The following is a 20720-nucleotide window of genomic DNA, read 5'->3' as shown; positions in this document are numbered from 1 at the left end:
GAACCGGCCGGGCGACGATGTCGCCCGGCCGGTCAGCGGATCAGTACGGTTGGTCGGAGATCAGCTGTGCCGGGTGCGCCGACGCGGCCGGTTGTCGCCGCCACCTTCGCCGCCCTCGCCCCGCTCCGGGCCACGGCCGCCACGGTCGCCGCCGCGCTCACGGTCACCGCGGTCACGCGGGGCACGGTCACCCCGGTCACGGCTGGCCGGCCGCTCGTCGCCCGCCTCGGCGGGAGCCGGTGCCTCGGCGCCCTCGGGGCGGACCTTGTCCAGGTAGATCTTGCCGCGCTGGTCGATGTCGGCGATCTCGACCTCGACCCGGTCGCCGACGTTGAGGAAGTCCTCGACCTTCTCGACCCGCTTGCCGTCGCCCACCTTGGAGATGTGCAGCAGGCCGTCGCGGCCGGGCAGCAGCGAGACGAACGCGCCGAACGGTGCGGTCTTGACCACGGTGCCGAGGAACCGGTCACCGGCCTTCGGCATGGTCGGGTTGGCGATCGCGTTGATCCGCTCGACGGCTGCCTGCGCCGACGGGCCGTTGGTCGCACCGACGTAGATCGTGCCGTCGTCCTCGATGGAGATCTCGGCGCCGGTCTCGTCCTGGATGGCGTTGATGGTCTGACCCTTCGGGCCGATCACCATGCCGATCTTGTCGACCGGGATCTTCACCGTGGTGACCCGCGGCGCGTAGTCGGACATCTCGGCCGGAGCCTCGATGGCCCGCTGCATCACGTCGAGGATGGTCTGCCGGGCCTCGTGGGCCTGCTGGAGCGCGGCCGCAAGCACGTCGGACGGGATGCCGTCGAGCTTGGTGTCGAGCTGCAACGCGGTGACGAAGTCGCGGGTGCCGGCGACCTTGAAGTCCATGTCACCGAAGGCGTCCTCGGCACCGAGGATGTCGGTCAGCGTCACGTACTGGGTCTTGCCGTCCACCTCGTCGGAGATGAGGCCCATGGCGATGCCGGCCACCGGCGCCTTCAGCGGCACACCGGCGCTGAGCAGACCCAGCGTGGAGGCGCAGACCGACCCCATCGAGGTGGAGCCGTTGGAGCCGAGCGCCTCGGAGACCTGCCGGATGGCGTACGGGAACTCCTCGCGCGAGGGCAGCACCGGGATCAGTGCCCGCTCGGCGAGCGCGCCGTGCCCGATCTCGCGGCGCTTCGGCGAGCCGACCCGGCCGGTCTCACCGGTGGAGTACGGCGGGAAGTTGTAGTTGTGCATGTAGCGCTTGGACTTCTCCGGGGAGAGGGTGTCCAGCGCCTGCTCCATGCGCAGCATGTTGAGCGTGGTGACGCCGAGGATCTGGGTCTCACCGCGCTCGAACAGCGCCGAGCCGTGCACCCGGGGCAGCACGCCGACCTCGGCGTTCAGCGGCCGGATGTCACGCGGGCCACGGCCGTCGATGCGGACCTGCTCACGCAGTACCCGGTTGCGTACCTCGGACTTGGTCAGCGAGCGGAAGGCGGCCGACAGCTCCTTCTCCCGACCCTCGAAGCGCGGGCCGACCTCCTCCAGCAGGCGGGCCTTGACCGCGTCCAGGGCCTCCTCGCGGTCCGCCTTGCCGGCGATCTGGAGGGCCTCGGCGACGTCGGCGCGAGCGAACTCGGCAACCGCGTCGTACGCGTCGTCCTGGTAGTCCAGGAAGACCGGGAACTCGGCGACCGGCTTGGCGGCCACGTCGGCCAGCTCGCTCTGCGCCCGGCACAGCTCACGGATGGCCGGCTTGGCGGCCTCCAGGCCGCTGGCCACGACCTCCTCGGTGGGCGCCGGGGCGCCGCCGGCGACCAGCTTGACGGTGTGCTCGGTGGCCTCGGCCTCGACCATCATGATCGCGACGTCGCCGTCGGGCAGGGCCCGACCGGCCACCACCATGTCGAAGGTGGCCCGGCTCAGCTCCTCGTGGGTCGGGAAGGCGACCCACTGGCCGTCGACGTGCGCCATCCGGGTGGCCCCGATCGGGCCGGAGAACGGCAGGCCGGACAGCTTGGTCGACATCGAGGCGGCGTTGATCGCCACCACGTCGTACGGGTGCTGGGGGTCGAGCGCGAGGATCGTCTCGACCACCTGGACCTCGTTGCGCAGGCCCTTGACGAACGACGGGCGCAGCGGCCGGTCGATCAGGCGGCAGGTGAGGATGGCGTCCTCGCTGGGGCGGCCCTCACGGCGGAAGAACGAACCGGGGATCCGGCCCGCGGCGTACATCCGCTCCTCGACGTCGACGGTCAGCGGGAAGAAGTCGAACTGCTCCTTCGGCTGCTTGCCGGCGGTGGTGGCGGAGAGGACGACCGTCTCGCCGAGCTGGGCGATGACGGAGCCGGCGGCCTGCCGGGCCAGCCGACCGGTGGAGAAAGTGATCTCACGGGTGCCGAAGGACCCGTTGTCGATCACGGCGGTACGGGATTCGGTGCCGAGTTTGGTCTCGGTCATGGTGCGGCAATGCTCCTTCGCATCGGGGGCCACGAGCGGGAGCTGTACCGACGGCCGGTCTTCGATCGAAGCGCCCGGGACCAGCGGCAAAATGCCGGAGGCGCCCGGAGGCCACTACCGGAGACCGGTACGCCGACGGCTCCCCTGTCTGGGTGCTCGCGGCCCGTGTCTCGAGGTGGGACGCGACGGGGGAGCGGCCGGTGGCCACTCCCCCGTCTCACGTCACCGGCGCAGGCCGAGTCGCTCGATGAGCGACCGGTAGCGGTTGATGTCCTTCTTCTGCACGTAGTTGAGCAGCCGACGGCGGCGGCCGACCAGCAGCAGCAGCCCACGGCGGCTGTGGTGGTCGTGCTTGTGCACCTTCAGGTGCTCGGTGAGGTCAGCGATCCGCTTGGTGAGGACAGCGACCTGCACCTCGGGCGAACCGGTGTCGCCCTCGACGGTCGCGTACTCCTCGCGGATCTTGGCCTTTGACTGCTGGTCGAGCGCCATGTTCTCCCTGTTCCAGTGGGTTGTCGATGCTGTCCGTGCGGGCCGGGCTGATGCATTGCTACAGGCTGAGCACCGCCACAGGCCGGGCACCGCTACCGGACGCGCCCTCACATCCGCGGCGTCGAGCAGACATGCGAGGACACACGTCGGTCAGCCGACGTCTCCGCCAGCCTACCAGCACCTCGTCCCGATCGCCCGGATGAGGCCACTCAGGCGAGCGCCCTGCGGGTCCGCTCGACGTCCTGGGCGATCTGGGCGACCAGCGGCTCGATCGAATCGAACCGGACCTGCCCCCGTAGACGCGCCACGAAGTCCAGGGCGAGCCGCTCGCCGTACAGGTCGCCGTCGAAATCCAGCGCGTACGCCTCGACCCGGCGCTCCCGGCCGGAGAAGGTCGGGTTGGTGCCGATCGACACGGCCGCGCCCAGCGGCTGCCGCTGACCGCGACGGATCAGCCAGGCGGCGTAGATCCCGTCTGCGGGAATCGCGGCGTACCGGTGGCAGAGCAGGTTCGCGGTCGGGAAACCCAGCTCACGGCCGCGCTGGTCGCCCCGGACCACCACGCCCTCCAGCCGGTGCGGCCGCCCCAGTGCGCTGGCCGCCGCCGTCACGTCGCCGGCATCGACGCAGGAGCGGATGTACGTCGAGGAGAAGACGGTACCGGCCTCGGCCACCAGCGGGGCGCCCTCGACGGCGAAGCCGAACGTGCGGCCGAGCTGCTCCAACAGCGCCACGTCGCCGGCCGCCCGGTGCCCGAACCGGAAGTTGTCCCCCACCACCACCAAGGTGGCGTGCAGGTGCTCGACCAGCACGTCATGGACGAACGCCTCGGCCGGCAGTCGGGAGAACTCGGGGGTGAACGGCACCACACAGAGCACGTCGACGCCGAGCGCCTCGATCAACTCCGCCTTGCGCGCCGGCTCGGTGAGCACCGCCGGATGGGAACCCGGCCGGACCACCTCCGCCGGATGCGGGTCGAAGGTGACCACGACCGACTGCACGCCCAACTCCCGGGCGCGGGCCACGGCGTGCCCGATGGTGGCCTGGTGACCCTTGTGCACGCCGTCGAAAACACCGATGGTGACGACCGAGCGTCCCCAGCCCCCCGGCGCCGCGTCGTACCCCCGCCACCGCTGCATGCTGATCCTCTCCTGTTGCCCGGTGCTCCGCTCGGCCGCCGGCTGCTGTCACGCCGGGGCGAGCACGATCTCCGCGCGGGCCCGGCCGGCCCGCTCGCTGACGATAGCGATCAACTGGCCGGCCGGATCGAAGACCGCGTACGGCCCGGCGTGACCGACCGCGTCGAGCGGTCCGCCGTGGGAGAGCACCTTGGCCTCGTCCGGGCTGGCGTCCCGGCGGGTGAAGAACCGGGCGGCCGCCGCCGCCAACGGCAGGTCGACCACTTCGGGTGCGCGCTGCTCCAGGTCATCGAGGGTGGCGGCCTCGGCAAGGGTGAAACCACCCACAGCGGTACGCCGCAACGCGGTGAGGTGCCCGCCGACCCGCAGTGCCAGGCCCGCGTCCCGGGCGATCGCCCGGATGTACGTGCCGGTCGAGCAGGCCACCTGGACGTCGACGTCCACCACGTCGGGCTGGTCGCGCCGGATCGCCAGTACGTCCAGCCGCGACACGGTGACCCGCCGGGCCGGCAGGTCGACGCTCTCGCCGTCCCGGACCCGCTTGTACGCCCGCTGCCCATCGATCTTGATGGCGCTGACCGCGCTCGGCACCTGGTCGATCTGGCCGGTCAATGCGGCCAGCGCGGCTCGGATCGCCTCGTCGGTCAGCCCACCGGCAGCAGCGGTGGAGATCACGTCGCCTTCCGCGTCGTCGGTGACGGTGGCCTGACCGAGCCGAATGGTGGCCGCGTAGCACTTGTCAGCGCCGATCACGTACGTCAGCAGGCGGGTCGCCCGACCCACCCCAATCACCAGCACGCCGGTGGCCATCGGGTCGAGGGTGCCCCCGTGTCCCACCCGCCGGGTACGCGCCAACCGGCGGATGCGCGCCACGACGTCGTGCGACGTCATGCCGCCCGGCTTGTCCACCACGATCAGACCGTCTGTGCTCACGACGTGCAAGCCTGCCAGATCGACGCGGCGGGCTCGGCAGCGGACGACCGCCCGCCGAAACCGGATTTACGGCCTGGGAGGGGACTGTAACGATGGGCGCACATCGGCGTCGGCCGGCTCGGCGCCGCAGACCACGGGGAGACCGAGATGACCACGGACGGCACACCCACCGACCGGCCAGTCACCGATGCACCGGTTCGCCTGCGTACGCCCCGGCAGTCGACCACGCTGCCCGACTGGATGCTCGACCCGCCACCGCCGAGGCGCACGCTGGGCGCCCGGGTGGCCGGGGCGTTCGCCGCGCTGCCCGGCGCGAGCCGGCTCCGCCGCCGCTGGTGGGCCTGGCAGGATCGGGACCGCCTCTACCAGCGCTATCCGAACACCTTCAAGGTGGTCGCCATGGTCGTCTCCTGGGCCGTGGGGACGGCCCTGGTGCTGCTGGTCTACGCCCTCTAGGGCCAGGCCTGACCAGTCGGGCCAGCGGTCAGGCGGCACTGCCCGCGCGCTGCTCGGTGCGGACCGCCCCGGTCACCGCCCAGGCGCCACCGCCCAGTCGCAGCAGCAGGCCGATCAGCCGGATCACGGTGAACAGCAGCAGACCGGCCCAGATGCCGCCGAGGCCGAGCGCGAAGGCGTGGGAGAGCCAGATGGCGGGAAGGAACCCGCCGAGGACACCGGCCACGGTGAGATTTCGCAGATAACGAATGTCGCCGGCACCGATCAGGACACCGTCGAGGGCGAACACCACCCCCGCCAGCGGCAGCATGACGACGAACCAGGGCCAGGCCACCAACGCCTGCTCGTGTACCGCCGGGTCGGCGCTGAACCAGGTCGGTACGACGCCCGTGCCGGCCGCGGCCAGCACGGCGAACGCCGCCCCGCAGACCGCACCGAACCGGCCGATCCGCTTGGCCAACGCGCGGGCCGCCTCGGCGTCGCCGGCACCGAGGGCGGCGCCGACCAGCGCCTGCGCGGCGATGGCCAGCGCGTCGAGGACCAGCGCCGCGAAGAACCAGAGCTGTACCGCGATCTGGTGGGCACCGACCGAGGCGGCGCCGATCCGGGCGGCCACGGCCGTCGCGGACAGGAAGCTGGCCTGGAACGCCAAGCCCCGGATCAGGAGGTCCCGGCTGAGCACGAGTTGCTGGCCGATGACCCGTGGGTGCGGGCGCAGGGCCACCCGCTCGGCGACCAGCGCTGCGGCGAAGAGCACGCCGGAGAGGGTCTGCGCGATCACATTCGCCACCGCGGAGCCGTTGAGGCCCATACCCACGGGATAGACGAGCACCGGGCAGAGCACCGCGGAGAGCAGGTTCGGTCCGACCACGAACCACAGCGGCCGGCGGGTGTCCTGCACACCACGCAGCCAGCCGTTGCCGGCGGCGGCGAGCAGCAGCCCGGGTGCGCCGAACGCGGCGATGCGCAGCCACTCACCGGCGGCCCTGCCGACGTCACCACCACCGGCCAGGGCACCGGTGAGCGCCGGGCCACCGATCTGCATGCCGACTGCGACCAGCACGCCCAGGGCGAGCGCGAGCCACGAGGCTTGGACACCCTCGGCCACTGCGGCAGCCCGGTCCCCGGCACCGAAGCGGCGGGCGGCGCGCCCGGTGGTGCCGTACGCGACGACGGTGCCCACCCAGGCGGTGAGGGTCATCACGGTGCCACCGACGGCGACGGCCGCCAACGGAACCCGGCCCAGATGTCCGACGACAGCGGTGTCCACCAGGACGTAGAGCGGCTCGGCGGCGAGGACCACGAGGGCCGGCAGGGCGAGCGCGGCGATCCGGCGCGGCGAGGCGACACGGTCGACGGGTTGGGTGGGCTGGCTCATCGCCGCCGATGGTGGCATGCGATGTGTAAGGAGGCAAGGCAGATGTGCTGCTTACCTTTGGCGGATCGCGTCACACCGTCGGGCGGGCAGCGCGAAAACCGGCGGCGCGGGCGCCAGGGTCGAAGACACAGGGGGCAGGCGAACAGCCGGGCGGTGACGCCGTACGCACGAAACGGCTCGGCGTCACCGCCGGTCGCGTACCGTCACTGACGGGTGTCCATGGAGGTCTGCAGGGCGCGGCGGGCCTGCTCGCGGGCCTCGTCGGTGGTCTCGGGCTTGGGCTTGGCGGGCATGGCGAACCCCTTCCAGGGCGCGCGCCGCCGAACGCGGCGGCGCGTCACGGGCGGTGTAACTGAGGCGTCGGGCCACGTGCTCCGGGGTCGCCGAAGCGGTGGACAGACGACGTACGGCCCGGGTCGGTCGACCCTGGAGGAAAGCGTCACAGGGTATAGCTCCGCCATCCTGACCTGCACCGAAAGTGGCGTCGGCCGATACCCAAGTTATCGTTCAGGTCCACATGTTGCCCGCGGTTCCCGGCATCTGGACGACTCAGATCCCGTCACCGGGCCAGGAAATGCCAGCCGACCCACCACCAGAAGCCGAACAGCCCAATCCGCCCGACCGGGACGGGACCCACCTCGTAGCGCATCACGTACGCGCAGACCTCGCCGAGGGTCGGAATCCGCGAGCCCTCCCGGCGGGCCAACCACTCGACCAGCCCGAACAGCGCCAGGCCGACCAGGAATCCACCGATCGCCACTGCCCGCATCATCGCCGCGCCAACCCCCAGAACGCCGACAGCCACACCAGCCAGCCGGCGGAACGCACCAGCCGATCCTCCAACAGCGGGTCCGCCAGCAGGGAGAAGGTGGGGAAGTCCTCACCGGCCGCCGAGAAGAACGTCGCTCCCTCGAAGACGCCGAACACCAGGACCGGCAGCGTCCACCAGACCGCACCCGAACTCAGCCGCTGCGGCGCCGGCCGGCGCGGCACCCGGTTCGACAGCCCGAGCCAGATCAGTACGCCGCCGGCCCCGAAGACATAGAGGTTGGCCTCCGTGGAGAAGGACGGGAAACGACCGCCGACCAGGGAGAGAGCGACGAGCACCGGCACACTGACGACCGGGCGCTCCCAGGTACGAGGGGCCTCGACGGTGAGGTCGTGGGGCTGCTCCATCATCCGATTCTCCCGATCCTGTCCAGGTACGGAAAGGTCAACACCCCTGGTATCGGCCCGGATGTCACCGTTGCTGGTCGATGCGGCCTTCCACCACTGGTACGTCCAGTTCCGTCCGGATCCGAGCAATCACCTCGTCGACGGTCCCACGTCCGGTGAAGCCGGCGGCAAGGCGATGCCCGCCGCCGCCCAGCGCAACGGCAACCCGACTGACGTCGATCGCGCCCTTGCTGCGCAGGGACACCGCCCACTCGGCCGGCCCGGTCTGCTTGACCACACAGCTCACGTCGGCCTCCGCAGTGCACCGGACCGGATCGATCAGGGCCTCCAACACGTACGGTTGTTGGTCGTGCCGCGCCAGGTCGTCAAGCGTCGCGTAGGTCCAGACCAGGCCGTTCCCGGCAGCGGCGGCGGGCTCCAACCGGGCCCGGCCGAGCACCTCACCGAAGAGACGCACCGCGCCGAACGGACGGTTGTCGAAGATCCGCCGAGAGATCTCACCGGGGCGGATGCCGGTGGCCAACAGCCGGGCCGCCATCTCGTGCACCGCCACGGTCGTCGCGTCGAACCGGAACGAGCCGGTGTCGGTGCTCAACGCCACGTACAGGCATTCGGCGATGCCGGCGTCGAGTGGGACGCCGAGCCGGGCCAGCAGTTCCTCCGCGACCACCGAGGTCGCCGCAGCACCCGGGTCGACCAGGTTGACGTCACCGAAGCCGGCGTTCGAGGCGTGATGATCGAGTACCAGTGCGGTGCCCGCGCCGGTCAGCCGATCGGCCAGTTCACCGAGCCGCGACTCGCTCGCCGCGTCGAAGCAGATGACCAGATCCGGCTCCGGGTCCGCCTCCGTCGCCGGCACCAGCAACTCCAGGCCGGGCAGCCCTCGGAACGGCTCGGGAACCTCCGGTGGGCCGGGGAAGGTCGCTTGTAGCCGCCCCACACCGAGCCGGCGCAGTCCGAGCCCGAAGCCGAGCATGCTGCCCAGCGCGTCGCCGTCCGGGTTGACGTGGCAGATCAGCAACACCCGACCGTCGGGTGGCAGCCGGCGTACAGCTGCCACCGCCGCTACCCAGTCGGCCTCTGCGGGGCCGACCGGCGCCGAGCCGGGAGAAGCGCCCGCCGGCCGGTCCAGAGCTGAATCGGAAGATGCCAGCCGGTCCGGCGGGGAGCCGCCGACGCCAGCCCGAGCCGGTCCCGGCGGCGTGACAGTCGGATCCACCTCGGTCATGGCGCCGCCGGACGGGGCGGTCACCGCCGGTCCCCGCCCCGGGCATCGTCGACGTCGCCGTCCTCGGAGTCCTCGGAGTCCTCGTCGTCGTCCAGGCGGTACGGCTGAGCTTCACCGGCGTACTCGGCCCGGGCCGCGAGGCGCTGCACCTCGGCGTCGGCGTTACGGGCCGCGGCAAGCAGATCATCGATGTGCTTGACCTGGTCCTGCACATCGTCCAGGACGAAGGTCAGCGTCGGCGAGTGGCGTAGGCCCAGCGCCTTGCCCACCGTGCTGCGCAGCATGCCCTTGGCACTGTCCAGTGCGGCTGCGGTGCCCGCCTGGGCCGCCGCGTCGCCGAGCACCGTGTAGAAGACAGTGGCGTCGCGGAGGTCGGCGGTGATCCGCGCGTCGGTGATGGTGATCATGCCGAGCCGCGGGTCCTTGATCTGGCTCCGCACCACCGACGCGACCAGCTCACGCACCCGCTCCGCGTGCCGGCGTACCTTGGCCGGATCCGTCATCTCGCCACCTCCACGGTGTGCCGCTACCGACCGGACCGGTTGACGCCGACGTCACCGGGCCGGGCCGGCCCTAACACCTCGAACCCTACCCGCGCCGTATCGGCCGCCGCGCGGGCGGCCGATGCCCCGATCACCGTAGGGTCAGTCGTCCGCGCCGTGCAGCCGGCGACGTACCGACAGCAGTTCGATCTCCGGTCGACCGGCCACCAGACGTTCGCAGGAATCAAGTACCTCGCGGGCGTGGGCCGCCTCAGCGGCCACCACCGCCACACCTATCTCCGCTCGCCCGTGCAGGTCGAGCGCGCCCACCTCGGCGGCCGAGACCTCGAAGCGGCGCAGCGCCGCCAGAATCGGCCGTACGTACGATCTCTTAGCCTTCAGCGACCGGGAGTCACCCGGCAGCAGCAGGTCGAATACTGCGGTTGCGGTGTACATCGTCTGCGGACACTACCCGCACCCCACCCCGCATGATCAAGGGGTTTACGCCGATCGGCGTAAACCCCTTGATCAGTGCGTCACCGCAGGATCAGGCGCGAACCTTCTCCCGCATCTCGAAGGTCTCGATCACGTCGCCGACCTGGACGTTGTTGTAACCACCCAGGGTCAGACCGCACTCGAAGCCCTCGCGGACCTCCGTCGCGTCGTCCTTGAACCGCTTGAGCGAGCTGATCGTGAGGTTGTCCGCCACGACCGTGCCGTCGCGCAGCAGGCGCGCCTTCGCGTTACGCCGGATGACACCCGACCGGACGATGCAACCGGAGATGTTGCCGATCTTGGACGAGCGGAAGACGTCGCGGATCTCCGCGGTGCCGAGCTCGACCTCCTCGTACTCCGGCTTGAGCAGGCCCTTGAGCGCCGCCTCGATCTCCTCGATGGCCTGGTAGATGACGGTGTAGTACCGGATCTCCACGCCCTCGCGGTCGGCCATCTCGCGGACCTTGTTCGAGGCCCGCACGTTGAAGCCGATGATCGTGACCGGCTCGGACGAGGCGCTGGCGAGCATGACGTTGCTCTCCGTGATCGCGCCGACGCCCCGGTCGAGGACCTTGAGCTGGACCTCCTCGGGGATGTCGAGGTTGAACAGCGCGTCCTCCAGGGCCTCCACCGAACCGGAGACGTCACCCTTGAGGATGAGGTTGAGCGACGTCTTCTCGCCCTCCTTGAGCTGCTCCATGAGCGTCTCAAGGGTGGCCCGGCCACGGGAGTTGGCGAACGCCGCCGCCCGCCGCCGCGCCTGGCGCTGCTCGGCGATCTGCCGCACCGTGCGGTCGTCCGCCGCAGCCAGGAAGGTGTCGCCCGCGCCCGGCACCGCGGTCAGACCGAGCACCATGACCGGACGCGCCGGACCCGCCTCGGTGACCTGGTTGCCGTTCTCGTCGAGCATTGCCCGGACCCGGCCGTGCGCCCCACCGGCGACGATCGAGTCGCCGGCCCGCAGGGTGCCCTTCTGCACCAGCACCGTCGCCACCGCACCACGGCCCTTGTCCAGGTGCGCCTCGATGGCCACACCCTGCGCCGGCCCGTCGATCGGAGCGGTCAGCTCCAGCGACGCGTCGGCGGTGAGCAGCACCGCTTCGAGGAGGTCCTCGATGCCGATGCCGGGCTTCGCGGCCACGTTGACGAACATGGTGTCGCCGCCGTACTCCTCGGCGACCAGGCCGTACTCGGTCAGCTGCTGGCGGACCTTGTCCGGGTTGGCCTCCGGCTTGTCGACCTTGTTGACCGCGACCACGATCGGCACATCCGCCGCCTTGGCGTGGTTGAGCGCCTCGATGGTCTGCGGCATCACGCCGTCGTCGGCCGCCACCACCAGGATCACGATGTCGGTGACCTGGGCACCACGGGCACGCATGGCGGTGAACGCCTCGTGACCCGGGGTGTCGATGAAGGTGACCGCCCGGTCCTCGCCCTCGTGCGGGACGTGGACCTGGTAGGCGCCGATGTGCTGGGTGATGCCACCCGCCTCGCCGGCCACCACGTTCGCCTTACGGATCGCGTCGAGCAGCTTGGTCTTACCGTGGTCGACGTGACCCATGACGGTCACCACCGGCGCACGGCTGACCAGGCGGTCCTCCGCCACCTCGGCGTCGAGGTCGATGTTGAACTGCGCGAGCAGCTCGCGATCCTCGTCCTCCGGGCTGACGATCTGCACGTTGAAGCCAAGGTGCTCACCCAGCAGCAGCAGGGTGTCGTCGGAGCACGACTGGGTCGCGGTGACCATCTCGCCCAGGTTGAACATCTCCTGGACCAGCGAACCCGGGTTGGCGTTGATCTTGTCGGCGAAGTCCGACAGCGAGGCGCCCCGGGAGAGCCGGACCATCTGCCCCTGACCCCGGGGAGCACCCGAGCTCATGGTCGGAGCCGACAGGTTGTCGAACTCCTGTCTGCGCTGCTTCTTGGACTTGCGACCACGGGTCGGCTTACCACCCGGACGCCCGAAGGCACCGGCGGCACCGCCGCCACGGCCACGGCCGCCACCACCCGGACGCCCACCGCCACCGGCCGGCGCACCTGGGCGGAATCCGCCACCGGCACCGGCGCCACCGCCGGGGCCGCCACGGTAGCCACCGCCACCGGCACCACCACCGCCACCGGGGCCGCCACGGTAGCCACCGCCACCGCCGCCACCACCGGGACCGCCACGGTAGCCACCACCGCCGCCACCGCCACCGGGACGACCGGCACCGCCGCCACCACCGGGACGACCGGCGCCAGGACCACCCGGACGACCGGGACGCTGGCTCGGCATCGACGCCGGGCTGGGCCGCGGCGGCATGGACGCCGGGCTCGGCCGCGGCGGCATGGACGCCGGGCTCGGACGGGGCCCACCGGCACCGGCGGCCGGCGGACGCTGCTGCTGGCTGCCCTGGATGCCGAACGGGTTGTTACCGGCGCCCCGCGCCGGCGGACGGCCCTGCCGGCCACCAGGGCCGGGGGTCGGACCACCAGGACGGCCCGCAGCCGGGGAACCCGGACGGGGCGGCATGTTGCCGGGGCCGGGACGGGGACCGGGACCCGGACGGGCGGTCCCTTCCGCCGGGGGTTCCCGGCGGACGTTGTCACGCTGCTGCTGGCGGGCGGCCTGCGCGGCCTTGACCGCAGCCTCCTGCTCAGCCTTCAGCGCAGCCGCACGCGCCTCGGCGGCGGCCACCTCGATGTCGTGAGCGCTCGCCGGCTTGGCGACCGGGGCCGCCGGCGGCGGCGGACCGGGCACCGGGGCCTTCGGCTTGGGCCCGGGAGCCGCCGGACGCCGAGGTGGCGTCGGCTTGGCGGTGATCCGGGGCTCGCCGGGGGTCGGCGACGGGGTCGGTGCCGCTGGAGCCGGCGCGGCCGACGGCGCAGCCGCCGGAGCACCAGCTCCACCGGAGGCGACGAAGGCGCTACGCAGCCGCCGGGCGACCGGCGCCTCGACGGTGCTCGACGCGGACTTCACGAACTCGCCCATTTCCTTCAACTTGGCGAGAACGGTCTTGCTTTCGACCCCGAGCTCCTTTGCAAGCTCGTGTACGCGGGCCTTACCTGCCACTGCACTCCTCACTCCGAGGTCGTGCGGGCAGCACCCGCAGACCTCACTCGTGCACTTGAAGCCTGGTCATTTCTGGGACTTCATCGTGTGCTCATGCTGGTCGTCCTACCTTGCTAGCGAACCTCGCCCGACCGGGTGGCCGGACGTGGTGGTTGACGCGTCAGGTACTCCGCGAGGGCTCCGTCGTCAGGAGCCCCGGCGAGGCGCAGCGCACGCCCGAAGGCGCGGCGCCGCACTGCCTGCGCGAAGCAGGCCGGATCCGGGTGCATGCTCGCTCCCCGACCCGGCAGTCTGCGGGACGGATCGGGCCGGAGACTGTGACCAGCCTCGTCGTCGATCGCGACGATCCGCAGTAATTCATTGGCCGGCGCACGCTGTCGGCAGCCCACACAGGTGCGCTCCGGCTGCGTGCGTCGTGCCACTGGTGGAAGTCTACCCCTAGCTGCCCGAGACCGCGCCGCCCGGTTCCCGGACCTGATCGACTCCAGTCCGACCGGCAGCGCCAGCCTGCTCGGCGTCCGACCGGATGTCGATCCGCCAACCGGTCAGCCGAGCAGCAAGCCGGGCATTCTGCCCTTCCCGCCCGATCGCGAGCGACAGCTGGAAGTCCGGAACGGTCACCCGTGCCGCCCGGTTCGCCAGGTCGACCACCTCGACCCGCAGGGCCTTGGCCGGCGAGAGCGCGTTGCCGACGAAGGTGGCCGGGTCGTCCGACCAGTCGATGATGTCGATCTTCTCGCCGTGCAACTCGCTCATCACCGCCCGGACTCGCTGACCCATCGGGCCGATGCAGGCGCCCTTGGGGTTGACACCGGAGGCGGTGGAGCGCACCGCGATCTTCGTACGGTGACCTGCCTCACGGGCGATCGCACTGATCTCGACGGTGCCGTCGGCGATCTCCGGCACCTCCAGGGCGAAGAGCTTCTTCACCAGGTTCGGATGCGTACGGGACAGCGTGATCTGCGGCCCACGCATGCCCTTGGTCACGTGCACCACCACGCACCGGATCCGCTCACCGTGGGTGTACCGCTCCCCGGGCACCTGCTCGGACTGCGGCAGGACACCCTCCAGCTTGCCCAGGTCGACGGTGACGATGCCCTTCTCGGCCCGCGCCTCGTGCGCCTGCACGACCCCGGTCACCAGGTCACCGTCGCGACCGACGTACTCACCGAAGTGCACCTCGTCGGTGGCCTCCCGCAGCCGCTGGAGGATCACCTGCTTGGCGGTCATGGCGGCGATCCGGCCGAAGTCGTGCGGAGTGTCGTCCCACTCCCGTACGACGGCGCCCTCCGGATCCATCTCCTGGGCGTAGACCAGGGCCGCGCCGTTCTTACGGTCGATCTCCACCCGGGCGTGCGACTGGGCACCCTCGGTGTGCCGGTACGCGGTCAGCAGCGCGGTCTCGATCGCCGCGAGGATCGTGTCGAACGGGATCTCCCGCTCGCGCTCGAGTGCGCGCAGCGCCGCGAGGTCGATGTTCACCTCTCCTCGTCCTCCACATCGTCATCGTCATCGTCGTCGACGTCTTCAGGTTCGGGCAGTTCGTCGAGGCGGCTGAATTCGACCTGCACCCGGCCGGGGCCGAGATCGGTGTGCGGCCACTGGGCACGCGCACCGTCGATCTCCAGCACCACACATTCGTCGTCCGCGGCGAGCACCCGCCCGGTGACCTGTCGGTCACCCGCCGGTCGGGCGCCGGACTCCCCCGCGCTCCGGACGGTCACCCGGGCCAGTCGGCCGACGTTGCGCCGCCAGTGCCGGGGCAGGGTCAGCGGGCGGTCCACGCCCGGGGAGCTGACCTCCAGCTGGTATTCCCCGGCGACGATGTCGCCACCGGTCTCCTCGGCCGCGTCCAGCGCCGCCGAGACCGCCCGGGAGACGTCGGCCACCGCGTCCAGGTTGATCCCGCCGTCGGCATCGACGATCACCCGAACCACGTGCCGACGGCCGGCCCGGGACACGGACAGGTCCTCCAGGTCGTAGCCGGCACCGTCGATCACGGGTGCGATCACCGCGCGTAGCCGCTCCCGACGGGCGGCGAGGTCACCTCGGGGAACCTGGCCGCCTCGCGGAGCCGGGCCGCCGCGGGGTCGTCCCGCTGTTCTGGTGGCACGGCCACGCTGCGTCATCTGTCCGACCCTTTCACTGCTCGCCGACTGCCATGCCGGCACGCCACCGGAGCGGACGCGCCGGTGGCTGCGCAGAGCGTAACGCGCCCGCCCGCAGAGGGCCCGGGCGGCGCACCGACGCCACTGCCGTACACGGGCCGTGGTGATGGTGTTGACTTGTCCGGTGGTGATGGGCAGAACGACTCGGCGGGACGGATCCCCGCTTCCCCGACGCGCGGTGCTGCGGGTCGGCGCGTTGCTGGCGCTCGGCGGGGCCGCCGCGCCGCTGAGTGGATGTGGCTTCCTCGACCGTGACGAGCCACCACGGCCGGACCCGCTCGCCCCACTGATCGACGAGTCGCTGCGTCTCGCGGCCGGGCTGCGCGCCGCCGGCGATGCCCATCCCGACCTGGCCGCCCGCCTCGTCCCACTGGCCGAGACGCATGAGGCGCACGCCACAGAACTCGCCCGGGTGACCGGCACGACCCTTCCGTCGGCGCCCCCGCCCGGTTCGGCCGGACCGCCGTCACCCGAACCACCGACGGACCGGACCGCCACCCTGGCCGCGCTGCGCAAGGCCGAACGTGCCGGCCGGGACTCGGCGACCGCGGCCTGCGCCGCGGCGCCCGGTGAGCGGGCCGCGCTGCTCGGCTCGATCGCCGCCGCGCGGGCCACCCACCTGGAGGCGCTCAAGTGATGACCGCACCGACCGGCGCCGAGGAGCCGCTCGCCGCCGCGCTCACCGCCGAATACGCGGCGATCTGGGCGTACGGCCCGATCGGGGTACGCCTCGCCGACGCCGAACGCAAGGCCGCCGTCGAGGCGGAGGCCGCGCACCGCAGCCGACGTGACGCGCTGGTGTTGCAGTTGAGTACCGGCGGAGCCGACGTCCCGCCGGACCGGCCCGGGTACGCGCTGCCGTTCCCGGTGACCGACCGGGCCAGCGCGCTCCGGCTCGCCGTCGAGGTGGAGGAGCGCACCGCGGCGTTCTGGCGGGCGGTACTGCCCACCAGCGCGGGTGCGGAACGGGACCGGGCACTGACCGCCCTGATCGAGTACGCGGTACGGGCGACCCGGTGGCGGCGTACCGCCGGGATCAGCCCGCTGACCGTGGCCTTTCCCGGCCGCCCCGGCTGAAGCACCGCCCCGCCGGCGCGGGGCCGGAACGCGAGTATCCGAGTAGCCCTGCGGTTGCGGTCCGGCATACCAGGTATGCATACTCCGCTACATGTCCATCCGCCACGGTCTGCTCGCCCTGCTCGAACGCGGCCAGATGTACGGCTACCAGCTGCGGGCCGCCTTCGAGGAGTCGACCGGCTCGACCTGGCCGCTGAACATCGGGCAGGTCTACACGACGCTGTCCCGGCTGGAACGTGACGGCCTCGTCCGATCCCTGCCGGAAAGCGAGGCCGGGCAGCGGCCGTACGAGATCACCGACGCCGGGCGGGCGGACCTGGCGCTGTGGTTCGCCACCCCGATCAGCCGCACCGACCGCCCCCGCGACGAGCTGGCGATCAAGTTGGCGCTGGCGTTGACCACACCGGGGGTGGACGTCCGCACGGTGGTGCAGAACCAGCGCACCGCCACCATGCGTACATTGCAGGAGTTGACCCGGTTGAAGTACGCCAGCGACCGGCCGGAGGATCTGCCCTGGCGTCTGGTGCTGGACGCGATGATGTTCCAGGCCGAGGCCGAGGTGCGTTGGCTCGACCACTGTGAAACCAGCCTGGCACGGCACCGCCCCCCGGCTTCCGGCCCAGCGTCCAACTCCGAGGCGGTGGGCCACAGGGGTGAGGAGGCACGACGGTGAGTGCGGCGAACGAGCCGGTACCGGCCCTTTCCGAGCACATCTCCCCGCCACCGGGCGCGGGAACTGACGGCGGCGTCACACGCGACGCGGTGCTGGAGCTACGTGACGTGCATCGCACCCACGGCAACGGTCCGGCCGCCGTGCACGCCCTGCGCGGAGTCAGCCTGGTCGTGCGCCCCGGTGAACTGGTCGCCGTGATGGGCCCGTCCGGCTCCGGCAAGTCCACCCTGCTCACCCTGGCCGGCGGACTGGACAGCCCGACCGCCGGTGAGGTGCATGTCGAGGGCCAGTCGCTGCATGCGCTGGACCGCAGCGGCCTGGCCCGGTTGCGGCGACGGCGGATCGGCTACATCTTCCAGAACCTCAACCTGATCGGCAGCCTGACCGCGGTGGAGAACGTCGCGCTGCCCCTCGAACTCGACGGCACCGGCGTACGCCGGGCCCGCCGGCTGGCGCTGGACGCGCTGACCGAGGTGGGCATGTCGGAGCTGGGCGACCGGTTCCCGGACCAACTCTCCGGCGGCCAGCAGCAGCGGGTGGCGATCGCCCGGGCGTTGGTCGGCGAACGCCGACTGGTCCTTGCCGACGAGCCGACCGGAGCGCTGGACTCGCAGACCGGTGAGGCGGTACTGCGGCTGCTGCGCCGCCGGGTCGACGCGGGTGCCGCCGGCGTGCTGGTCACCCACGAGGCGCGACACGCCGGCTGGGCGGACCGGGTGGTGTTCCTGCGTGACGGCGTGGCAGTCGACTCGACCGCCCCGTTGGTCGGCATCGAGGCCCTGCTTTCCGGCAGCGGCCGGTGAGCGACGAGAGACGCCCGCACCTCGGTCAGGCGCCGTCAGCCGAGTTCATCGGGTCCTGGCGAGCCGCGTTGCGGATCGCCCGGCGGGAGGCGAAACGGGCCCGTGGGCGTACCGCCCTGGTGCTTGGCATGATCATCTTGCCGGTGCTGGCGCTCACCTTCGTCGCGGTCAGCGTGGACATGTCGCGGCTCACCCCTACCGAGCGGCTGGATCGCCAGTTGGCCGGTGCGGACGCGGAGCTACGCATGGTCGGCCGAGGCCCGATCACGCAGAGCGCCGACGGCAACAACTGGTGGCCGACCCACGAGGAGCTCAAGGACGTCGGGCGGGTCAGCGCCGACGAGGTGGCCGCGTTCCTACCCACCGGCAGCCGGGTCCTGGCGGTGACGCACTGGGTACCGTTCACCGTCCGAGACGGTGACCGCATCCGCGATCATCTGAACGCGACAGTGATCGACCTGACCGATCCGCTCGGGCGCGGGCTGGTCCGGGTCCACGCCGGTCGGGTGCCGACCGGTGCCGACGAGATCGCGGTCAACCGGGCCACCGCGCGCCAACTCGACGTCGACCTCGGTGATCAGATCCAAGCCGGCGACGGCAGAAGCAGCTGGACAGTCGTCGGCGTGGTCGAGTTCCCCGGGCACTTGAACCCTTCGGTGATCCTGCACCCCACCGGATCGCCACCGGCCGAGCCGTTCACCCAGCCGACTTTCCTGGCCGACCTGCCCGGTCCGGTCACCGCCGAACTCTTCCGCCAGCTCAACGAGCAGGGCGTGGTGGTCACGACCCGGATAGACACGCCACCGCCGACAGTGGTCGACAGCGAGGGGTACGGCGGGATCAGGGCAAGCGATGAGCTCGGCATCGGGCTGGTGGTCGCGGGGCTCGGTCTGCTGGAGGTGGTGTTGCTGGTCGGGCCGGCGTTCGCCGTGGGGGTACGGCGAAGGCGGCGGGATCTCGCGCTGGTCGCGGTGGCTGGCGGTGACGCCGCCCAGCTACGCCGGGTGGTGCTGGCCGACGGCGTGGTCCTCGGCTGTGTCGGTGCCGCGATCGGGATCGCGCTCGGCATCGGCGTGGCGTTCGCCACCCGGCCGCTGGTCGAGGAGTTCGTCGTCCAGCACCGTTTCGGCGGATACCGGGTCTGGCCCGCAGCTCTCGTCGTGATCGGGCTGGTGGCGGTGCTCGCCGGGGTGCTGGCGGCGCTGGCCCCGGCCTGGGCCGCCGCCCGGCAGGACGTGGTGGCGGGGCTCGCCGGCCGGAGAACTCCGCCGGTGCATCCGCGCCGTTGGCTGGTCATCGGCGTGCTGCTGGCCGCCGGTGGGGCCGGCGTGGCCGCGCTCGGCGCGGTGGTGACCGTACAGTCGATCATTCTCGCCGGGCTGCTGATCGGTGAACTCGGGCTGGTCTTCGCCACTCCGGCGCTGGTCGGGATGGTGGCCCGGACCGGCCGGTTCCTGCCGCTCGCGCCCCGGATCGCGCTACGCGACGCCAGCCGCAACCGTTCCTCCGCCGCACCCGCCATCTCCGCGGTGATGGCCGCGGTCGCCGGCAGCGTCGCCCTCGGCCTCTTCCTCGCCAGTGAGCAGGCGCGCGACGAGGAGCGTTTCCGGCCGCTGCTACCGGAGGGCAGCGTGCTGGTCTGGGCCAACGGCATGCCCGGCGATGATTCTGCGCCCACGCTCGCCGAGATCACCGGACCGGCTCGTGAGCACCTCGACGCCCGGTCGATCGCACCGCTGATCTCGACCGGCTGCCTGCCCGAGCACGACGAATGTCAGATAACTCCGGCGCTGCCGACCGAGCGCGCCTGCCCGTGGCGGGTCGACCAGCCACTCAGCGAAGCCAACCAGCTCCGGGCCCGCGCGGACCACCGCTGCCAGGGCCCGCCCGACGACTACTACGGCCCGTACTTCCAGGTGGCCGTCGACGACGGCTCGGCGTTGCCCATCCTCACCGGCGCCGGGCCGGAGGAGGTGGCCGCCGCCACCGCCGTGCTGCGGGCCGGCGGGGCGGTGGTGACCGACCCGCGCTATGTGGTGGACGGCCGACTGGAACTGCAGTACCAGGAGGGCTCCGGCGGCCCCCTGGGCGGCCACACCCTGCCTGTGACGGTGCCCGGCCACGCGCTGCACACCGAGCTCGGTGGAAAGTGGCTACTGCTCTCCCCGGCCCTGGCCGACCGGTTCGGGGTAGTGACCGGCCGGGTCGGCTGGGCGATCGACGCGACAACCGATCCGGACCGCCGCGAGCGGTTCACGAGCGCGATCCGTCCACTCGGGTCACTCGGCGTGGAGACCCGCGACAGAAGCGGTCAAAGCCACACCGTGCGGATTCTGCTCCTGCTGGCCGGGGTCTCCGCGGTGGTGACGGTGGGCGCCGCCGGCATCGCCACCGGTCTGGCGGCGGCGGAGGGACGCGCCGACCTGTCCACCCTCGCCGCGGTCGGCGCCAGTCCGGGCGTACGCCGACTGCTCTCGCTGTGTCAGGCCGGCGTGATCGCCGTACTCGGCTCGGCGTTGGGCATCATCGCCGGCCTCGGCGCGGCGATGATCATCCTGTTCTTCACCAACGAGCGGTACGCGGACAGTTGGCCGATCGAGCCGCCGTATCCGCTCGTCGTGCCCTGGCTCACGCTTGGCGTACTGGTCGCCGTCCCGCTGGTGGCAATGCTCGGGGCGGCACTGTTCACCCGGCCCCGGCTTCCGGTGGAGCGACGACTGGACTGAACGTACGGCACACTG

General features: G+C 71.8%; 19 protein-coding genes and 1 pseudogene. 6 read left to right on the top strand and 14 right to left on the bottom strand.

Features of this window, described 5'->3' with window-relative positions; translation table 11 throughout:
- Positions 1-60: 60 nt before the first annotated feature.
- The 4 genes from AB0M35_RS04500 to truB form a co-directional block, all read right to left on the bottom strand.
- Positions 61-2427, bottom strand: coding sequence for a polyribonucleotide nucleotidyltransferase (locus AB0M35_RS04500; RefSeq protein ID WP_363741290.1), 2367 nt, complete (start codon positions 2425-2427; stop codon positions 61-63).
- Between the two features lie 222 nt (positions 2428-2649).
- On the bottom strand, positions 2650-2919 hold the full coding sequence (rpsO, locus tag AB0M35_RS04495; RefSeq protein ID WP_111243763.1) for a 30S ribosomal protein S15: 270 nt from the start codon (positions 2917-2919) through the stop codon (positions 2650-2652).
- Positions 2920-3128: 209 nt separating this feature from the next.
- Positions 3129-4058, bottom strand: a complete 930-nt coding sequence (locus AB0M35_RS04490) for a bifunctional riboflavin kinase/FAD synthetase (protein WP_363741288.1) — start codon at positions 4056-4058, stop codon at positions 3129-3131.
- Positions 4059-4106: 48 nt separating this feature from the next.
- Positions 4107-4949: a tRNA pseudouridine(55) synthase TruB gene (gene truB / locus AB0M35_RS04485; RefSeq protein WP_363741927.1), complete on the bottom strand. Its 843-nt coding sequence runs from the start codon at positions 4947-4949 to the stop codon at positions 4107-4109.
- Positions 4950-5138: 189 nt separating this feature from the next.
- Here truB and AB0M35_RS04480 point away from each other — a divergent pair, with 189 nt between their 5' ends.
- Positions 5139-5447 carry a hypothetical protein gene (locus tag AB0M35_RS04480; RefSeq protein ID WP_363741286.1) on the top strand — a complete coding sequence of 103 codons (309 nt, stop codon included), beginning with the start codon at positions 5139-5141 and terminating at the stop codon, positions 5445-5447.
- 28 nt (positions 5448-5475) lie between these two features.
- On the opposite strand, the gene AB0M35_RS04475 is transcribed toward AB0M35_RS04480, so the two are convergent.
- The 10 genes and pseudogenes from AB0M35_RS04475 to rimP all read right to left on the bottom strand — a co-directional run bounded on the left by AB0M35_RS04475 (position 5476) and on the right by rimP (position 15387).
- A complete protein-coding gene (locus tag AB0M35_RS04475) occupies positions 5476-6825 on the bottom strand; it encodes an MATE family efflux transporter (protein WP_363741284.1) in 1350 nt (449 codons plus the stop codon).
- Between the two features lie 559 nt (positions 6826-7384).
- Positions 7385-7594, bottom strand: coding sequence for a DUF6186 family protein (locus AB0M35_RS04470; protein WP_199180319.1), 210 nt, complete (start codon positions 7592-7594; stop codon positions 7385-7387).
- On the bottom strand, positions 7594-8001 hold the full coding sequence (locus AB0M35_RS04465; protein WP_363741925.1) for a hypothetical protein: 408 nt from the start codon (positions 7999-8001) through the stop codon (positions 7594-7596). The genes AB0M35_RS04470 and AB0M35_RS04465 overlap by 1 nt, the downstream gene beginning before the upstream one ends.
- Positions 8002-8065: 64 nt before the next feature.
- Positions 8066-9253, bottom strand: a complete 1188-nt coding sequence (locus AB0M35_RS04460; protein ID WP_363741282.1) for a bifunctional oligoribonuclease/PAP phosphatase NrnA — start codon at positions 9251-9253, stop codon at positions 8066-8068.
- Positions 9250-9732, bottom strand: a complete 483-nt coding sequence (rbfA, locus tag AB0M35_RS04455; RefSeq protein WP_363741280.1) for a 30S ribosome-binding factor RbfA — start codon at positions 9730-9732, stop codon at positions 9250-9252. Before rbfA ends, AB0M35_RS04460 begins: the two co-directional genes overlap by 4 nt.
- 141 nt (positions 9733-9873) lie before the next feature.
- Positions 9874-10167, bottom strand: a complete 294-nt coding sequence (locus tag AB0M35_RS04450; RefSeq protein WP_363741278.1) for a DUF503 domain-containing protein — start codon at positions 10165-10167, stop codon at positions 9874-9876.
- A gap of 91 nt (positions 10168-10258) precedes the next feature.
- Complete coding sequence (infB, locus tag AB0M35_RS04445) at positions 10259-13258, bottom strand: translation initiation factor IF-2 (protein WP_363741276.1); 3000 nt, start codon at positions 13256-13258, stop codon at positions 10259-10261.
- Between the two features lie 91 nt (positions 13259-13349).
- Positions 13350-13680, bottom strand: a pseudogene (locus tag AB0M35_RS04440) (YlxR family protein).
- 16 nt (positions 13681-13696) lie between these two features.
- The gene (gene nusA, locus AB0M35_RS04435) at positions 13697-14740 is read right to left on the bottom strand and encodes a transcription termination factor NusA (protein ID WP_363741274.1); all 1044 of its coding nucleotides are present in this window, start codon (positions 14738-14740) and stop codon (positions 13697-13699) included.
- On the bottom strand, positions 14737-15387 hold the full coding sequence (gene rimP / locus AB0M35_RS04430; protein ID WP_363741272.1) for a ribosome maturation factor RimP: 651 nt from the start codon (positions 15385-15387) through the stop codon (positions 14737-14739). Before rimP ends, nusA begins: the two co-directional genes overlap by 4 nt.
- 217 nt (positions 15388-15604) lie before the next feature.
- Here rimP and AB0M35_RS04425 point away from each other — a divergent pair, with 217 nt between their 5' ends.
- The 5 genes from AB0M35_RS04425 (at position 15605) to AB0M35_RS04405 (ending at position 20705) form a co-directional block, all read left to right on the top strand.
- Positions 15605-16063 (top strand): hypothetical protein, encoded by a 459-nt coding sequence (locus AB0M35_RS04425; protein WP_363741923.1) that lies wholly within the window; start codon positions 15605-15607, stop codon positions 16061-16063.
- Positions 16063-16503 carry a ferritin-like domain-containing protein gene (locus tag AB0M35_RS04420; RefSeq protein ID WP_363741269.1) on the top strand — a complete coding sequence of 147 codons (441 nt, stop codon included), beginning with the start codon at positions 16063-16065 and terminating at the stop codon, positions 16501-16503. The genes AB0M35_RS04425 and AB0M35_RS04420 overlap by 1 nt, the downstream gene beginning before the upstream one ends.
- Before the next feature lie 91 nt (positions 16504-16594).
- Positions 16595-17176, top strand: a complete 582-nt coding sequence (locus AB0M35_RS04415; RefSeq protein ID WP_363741266.1) for a PadR family transcriptional regulator — start codon at positions 16595-16597, stop codon at positions 17174-17176.
- Between the two features lie 38 nt (positions 17177-17214).
- Positions 17215-17979 carry an ABC transporter ATP-binding protein gene (locus AB0M35_RS04410; RefSeq protein ID WP_363741920.1) on the top strand — a complete coding sequence of 255 codons (765 nt, stop codon included), beginning with the start codon at positions 17215-17217 and terminating at the stop codon, positions 17977-17979.
- Positions 17976-20705, top strand: a complete 2730-nt coding sequence (locus tag AB0M35_RS04405) for an ABC transporter permease (RefSeq protein WP_363741264.1) — start codon at positions 17976-17978, stop codon at positions 20703-20705. Before AB0M35_RS04410 ends, AB0M35_RS04405 begins: the two co-directional genes overlap by 4 nt.
- Positions 20706-20720: the final 15 nt, after the last annotated feature.

Source organism: Micromonospora sp. NPDC051196 (assembly GCF_040682415.1).
In the GTDB taxonomy this organism is placed as follows: Bacteria; Actinomycetota; Actinomycetes; order Mycobacteriales; family Micromonosporaceae; genus Micromonospora.
This window is presented reverse-complemented; position numbering and strand designations above follow the sequence as displayed.

Coding starts and splice junctions, on each gene's coding strand:
- AB0M35_RS04500 (WP_363741290.1), bottom strand. CDS start 2,427: ATGACCGAGACCAAACTCGGCACCGAATCCCGTACCGCCGTGATCGAC.
- rpsO (WP_111243763.1), bottom strand. CDS start 2,919: ATGGCGCTCGACCAGCAGTCAAAGGCCAAGATCCGCGAGGAGTACGCG.
- AB0M35_RS04490 (WP_363741288.1), bottom strand. CDS start 4,058: ATGCAGCGGTGGCGGGGGTACGACGCGGCGCCGGGGGGCTGGGGACGC.
- truB (WP_363741927.1), bottom strand. CDS start 4,949: ATGACGTCGCACGACGTCGTGGCGCGCATCCGCCGGTTGGCGCGTACC.
- AB0M35_RS04480 (WP_363741286.1), top strand. CDS start 5,139: ATGACCACGGACGGCACACCCACCGACCGGCCAGTCACCGATGCACCG.
- AB0M35_RS04475 (WP_363741284.1), bottom strand. CDS start 6,825: ATGAGCCAGCCCACCCAACCCGTCGACCGTGTCGCCTCGCCGCGCCGG.
- AB0M35_RS04470 (WP_199180319.1), bottom strand. CDS start 7,594: ATGCGGGCAGTGGCGATCGGTGGATTCCTGGTCGGCCTGGCGCTGTTC.
- AB0M35_RS04465 (WP_363741925.1), bottom strand. CDS start 8,001: ATGGAGCAGCCCCACGACCTCACCGTCGAGGCCCCTCGTACCTGGGAG.
- rbfA (WP_363741280.1), bottom strand. CDS start 9,732: ATGACGGATCCGGCCAAGGTACGCCGGCACGCGGAGCGGGTGCGTGAG.
- AB0M35_RS04450 (WP_363741278.1), bottom strand. CDS start 10,167: ATGTACACCGCAACCGCAGTATTCGACCTGCTGCTGCCGGGTGACTCC.
- rimP (WP_363741272.1), bottom strand. CDS start 15,387: ATGACGCAGCGTGGCCGTGCCACCAGAACAGCGGGACGACCCCGCGGC.
- AB0M35_RS04420 (WP_363741269.1), top strand. CDS start 16,063: ATGACCGCACCGACCGGCGCCGAGGAGCCGCTCGCCGCCGCGCTCACC.
- AB0M35_RS04415 (WP_363741266.1), top strand. CDS start 16,595: ATGTCCATCCGCCACGGTCTGCTCGCCCTGCTCGAACGCGGCCAGATG.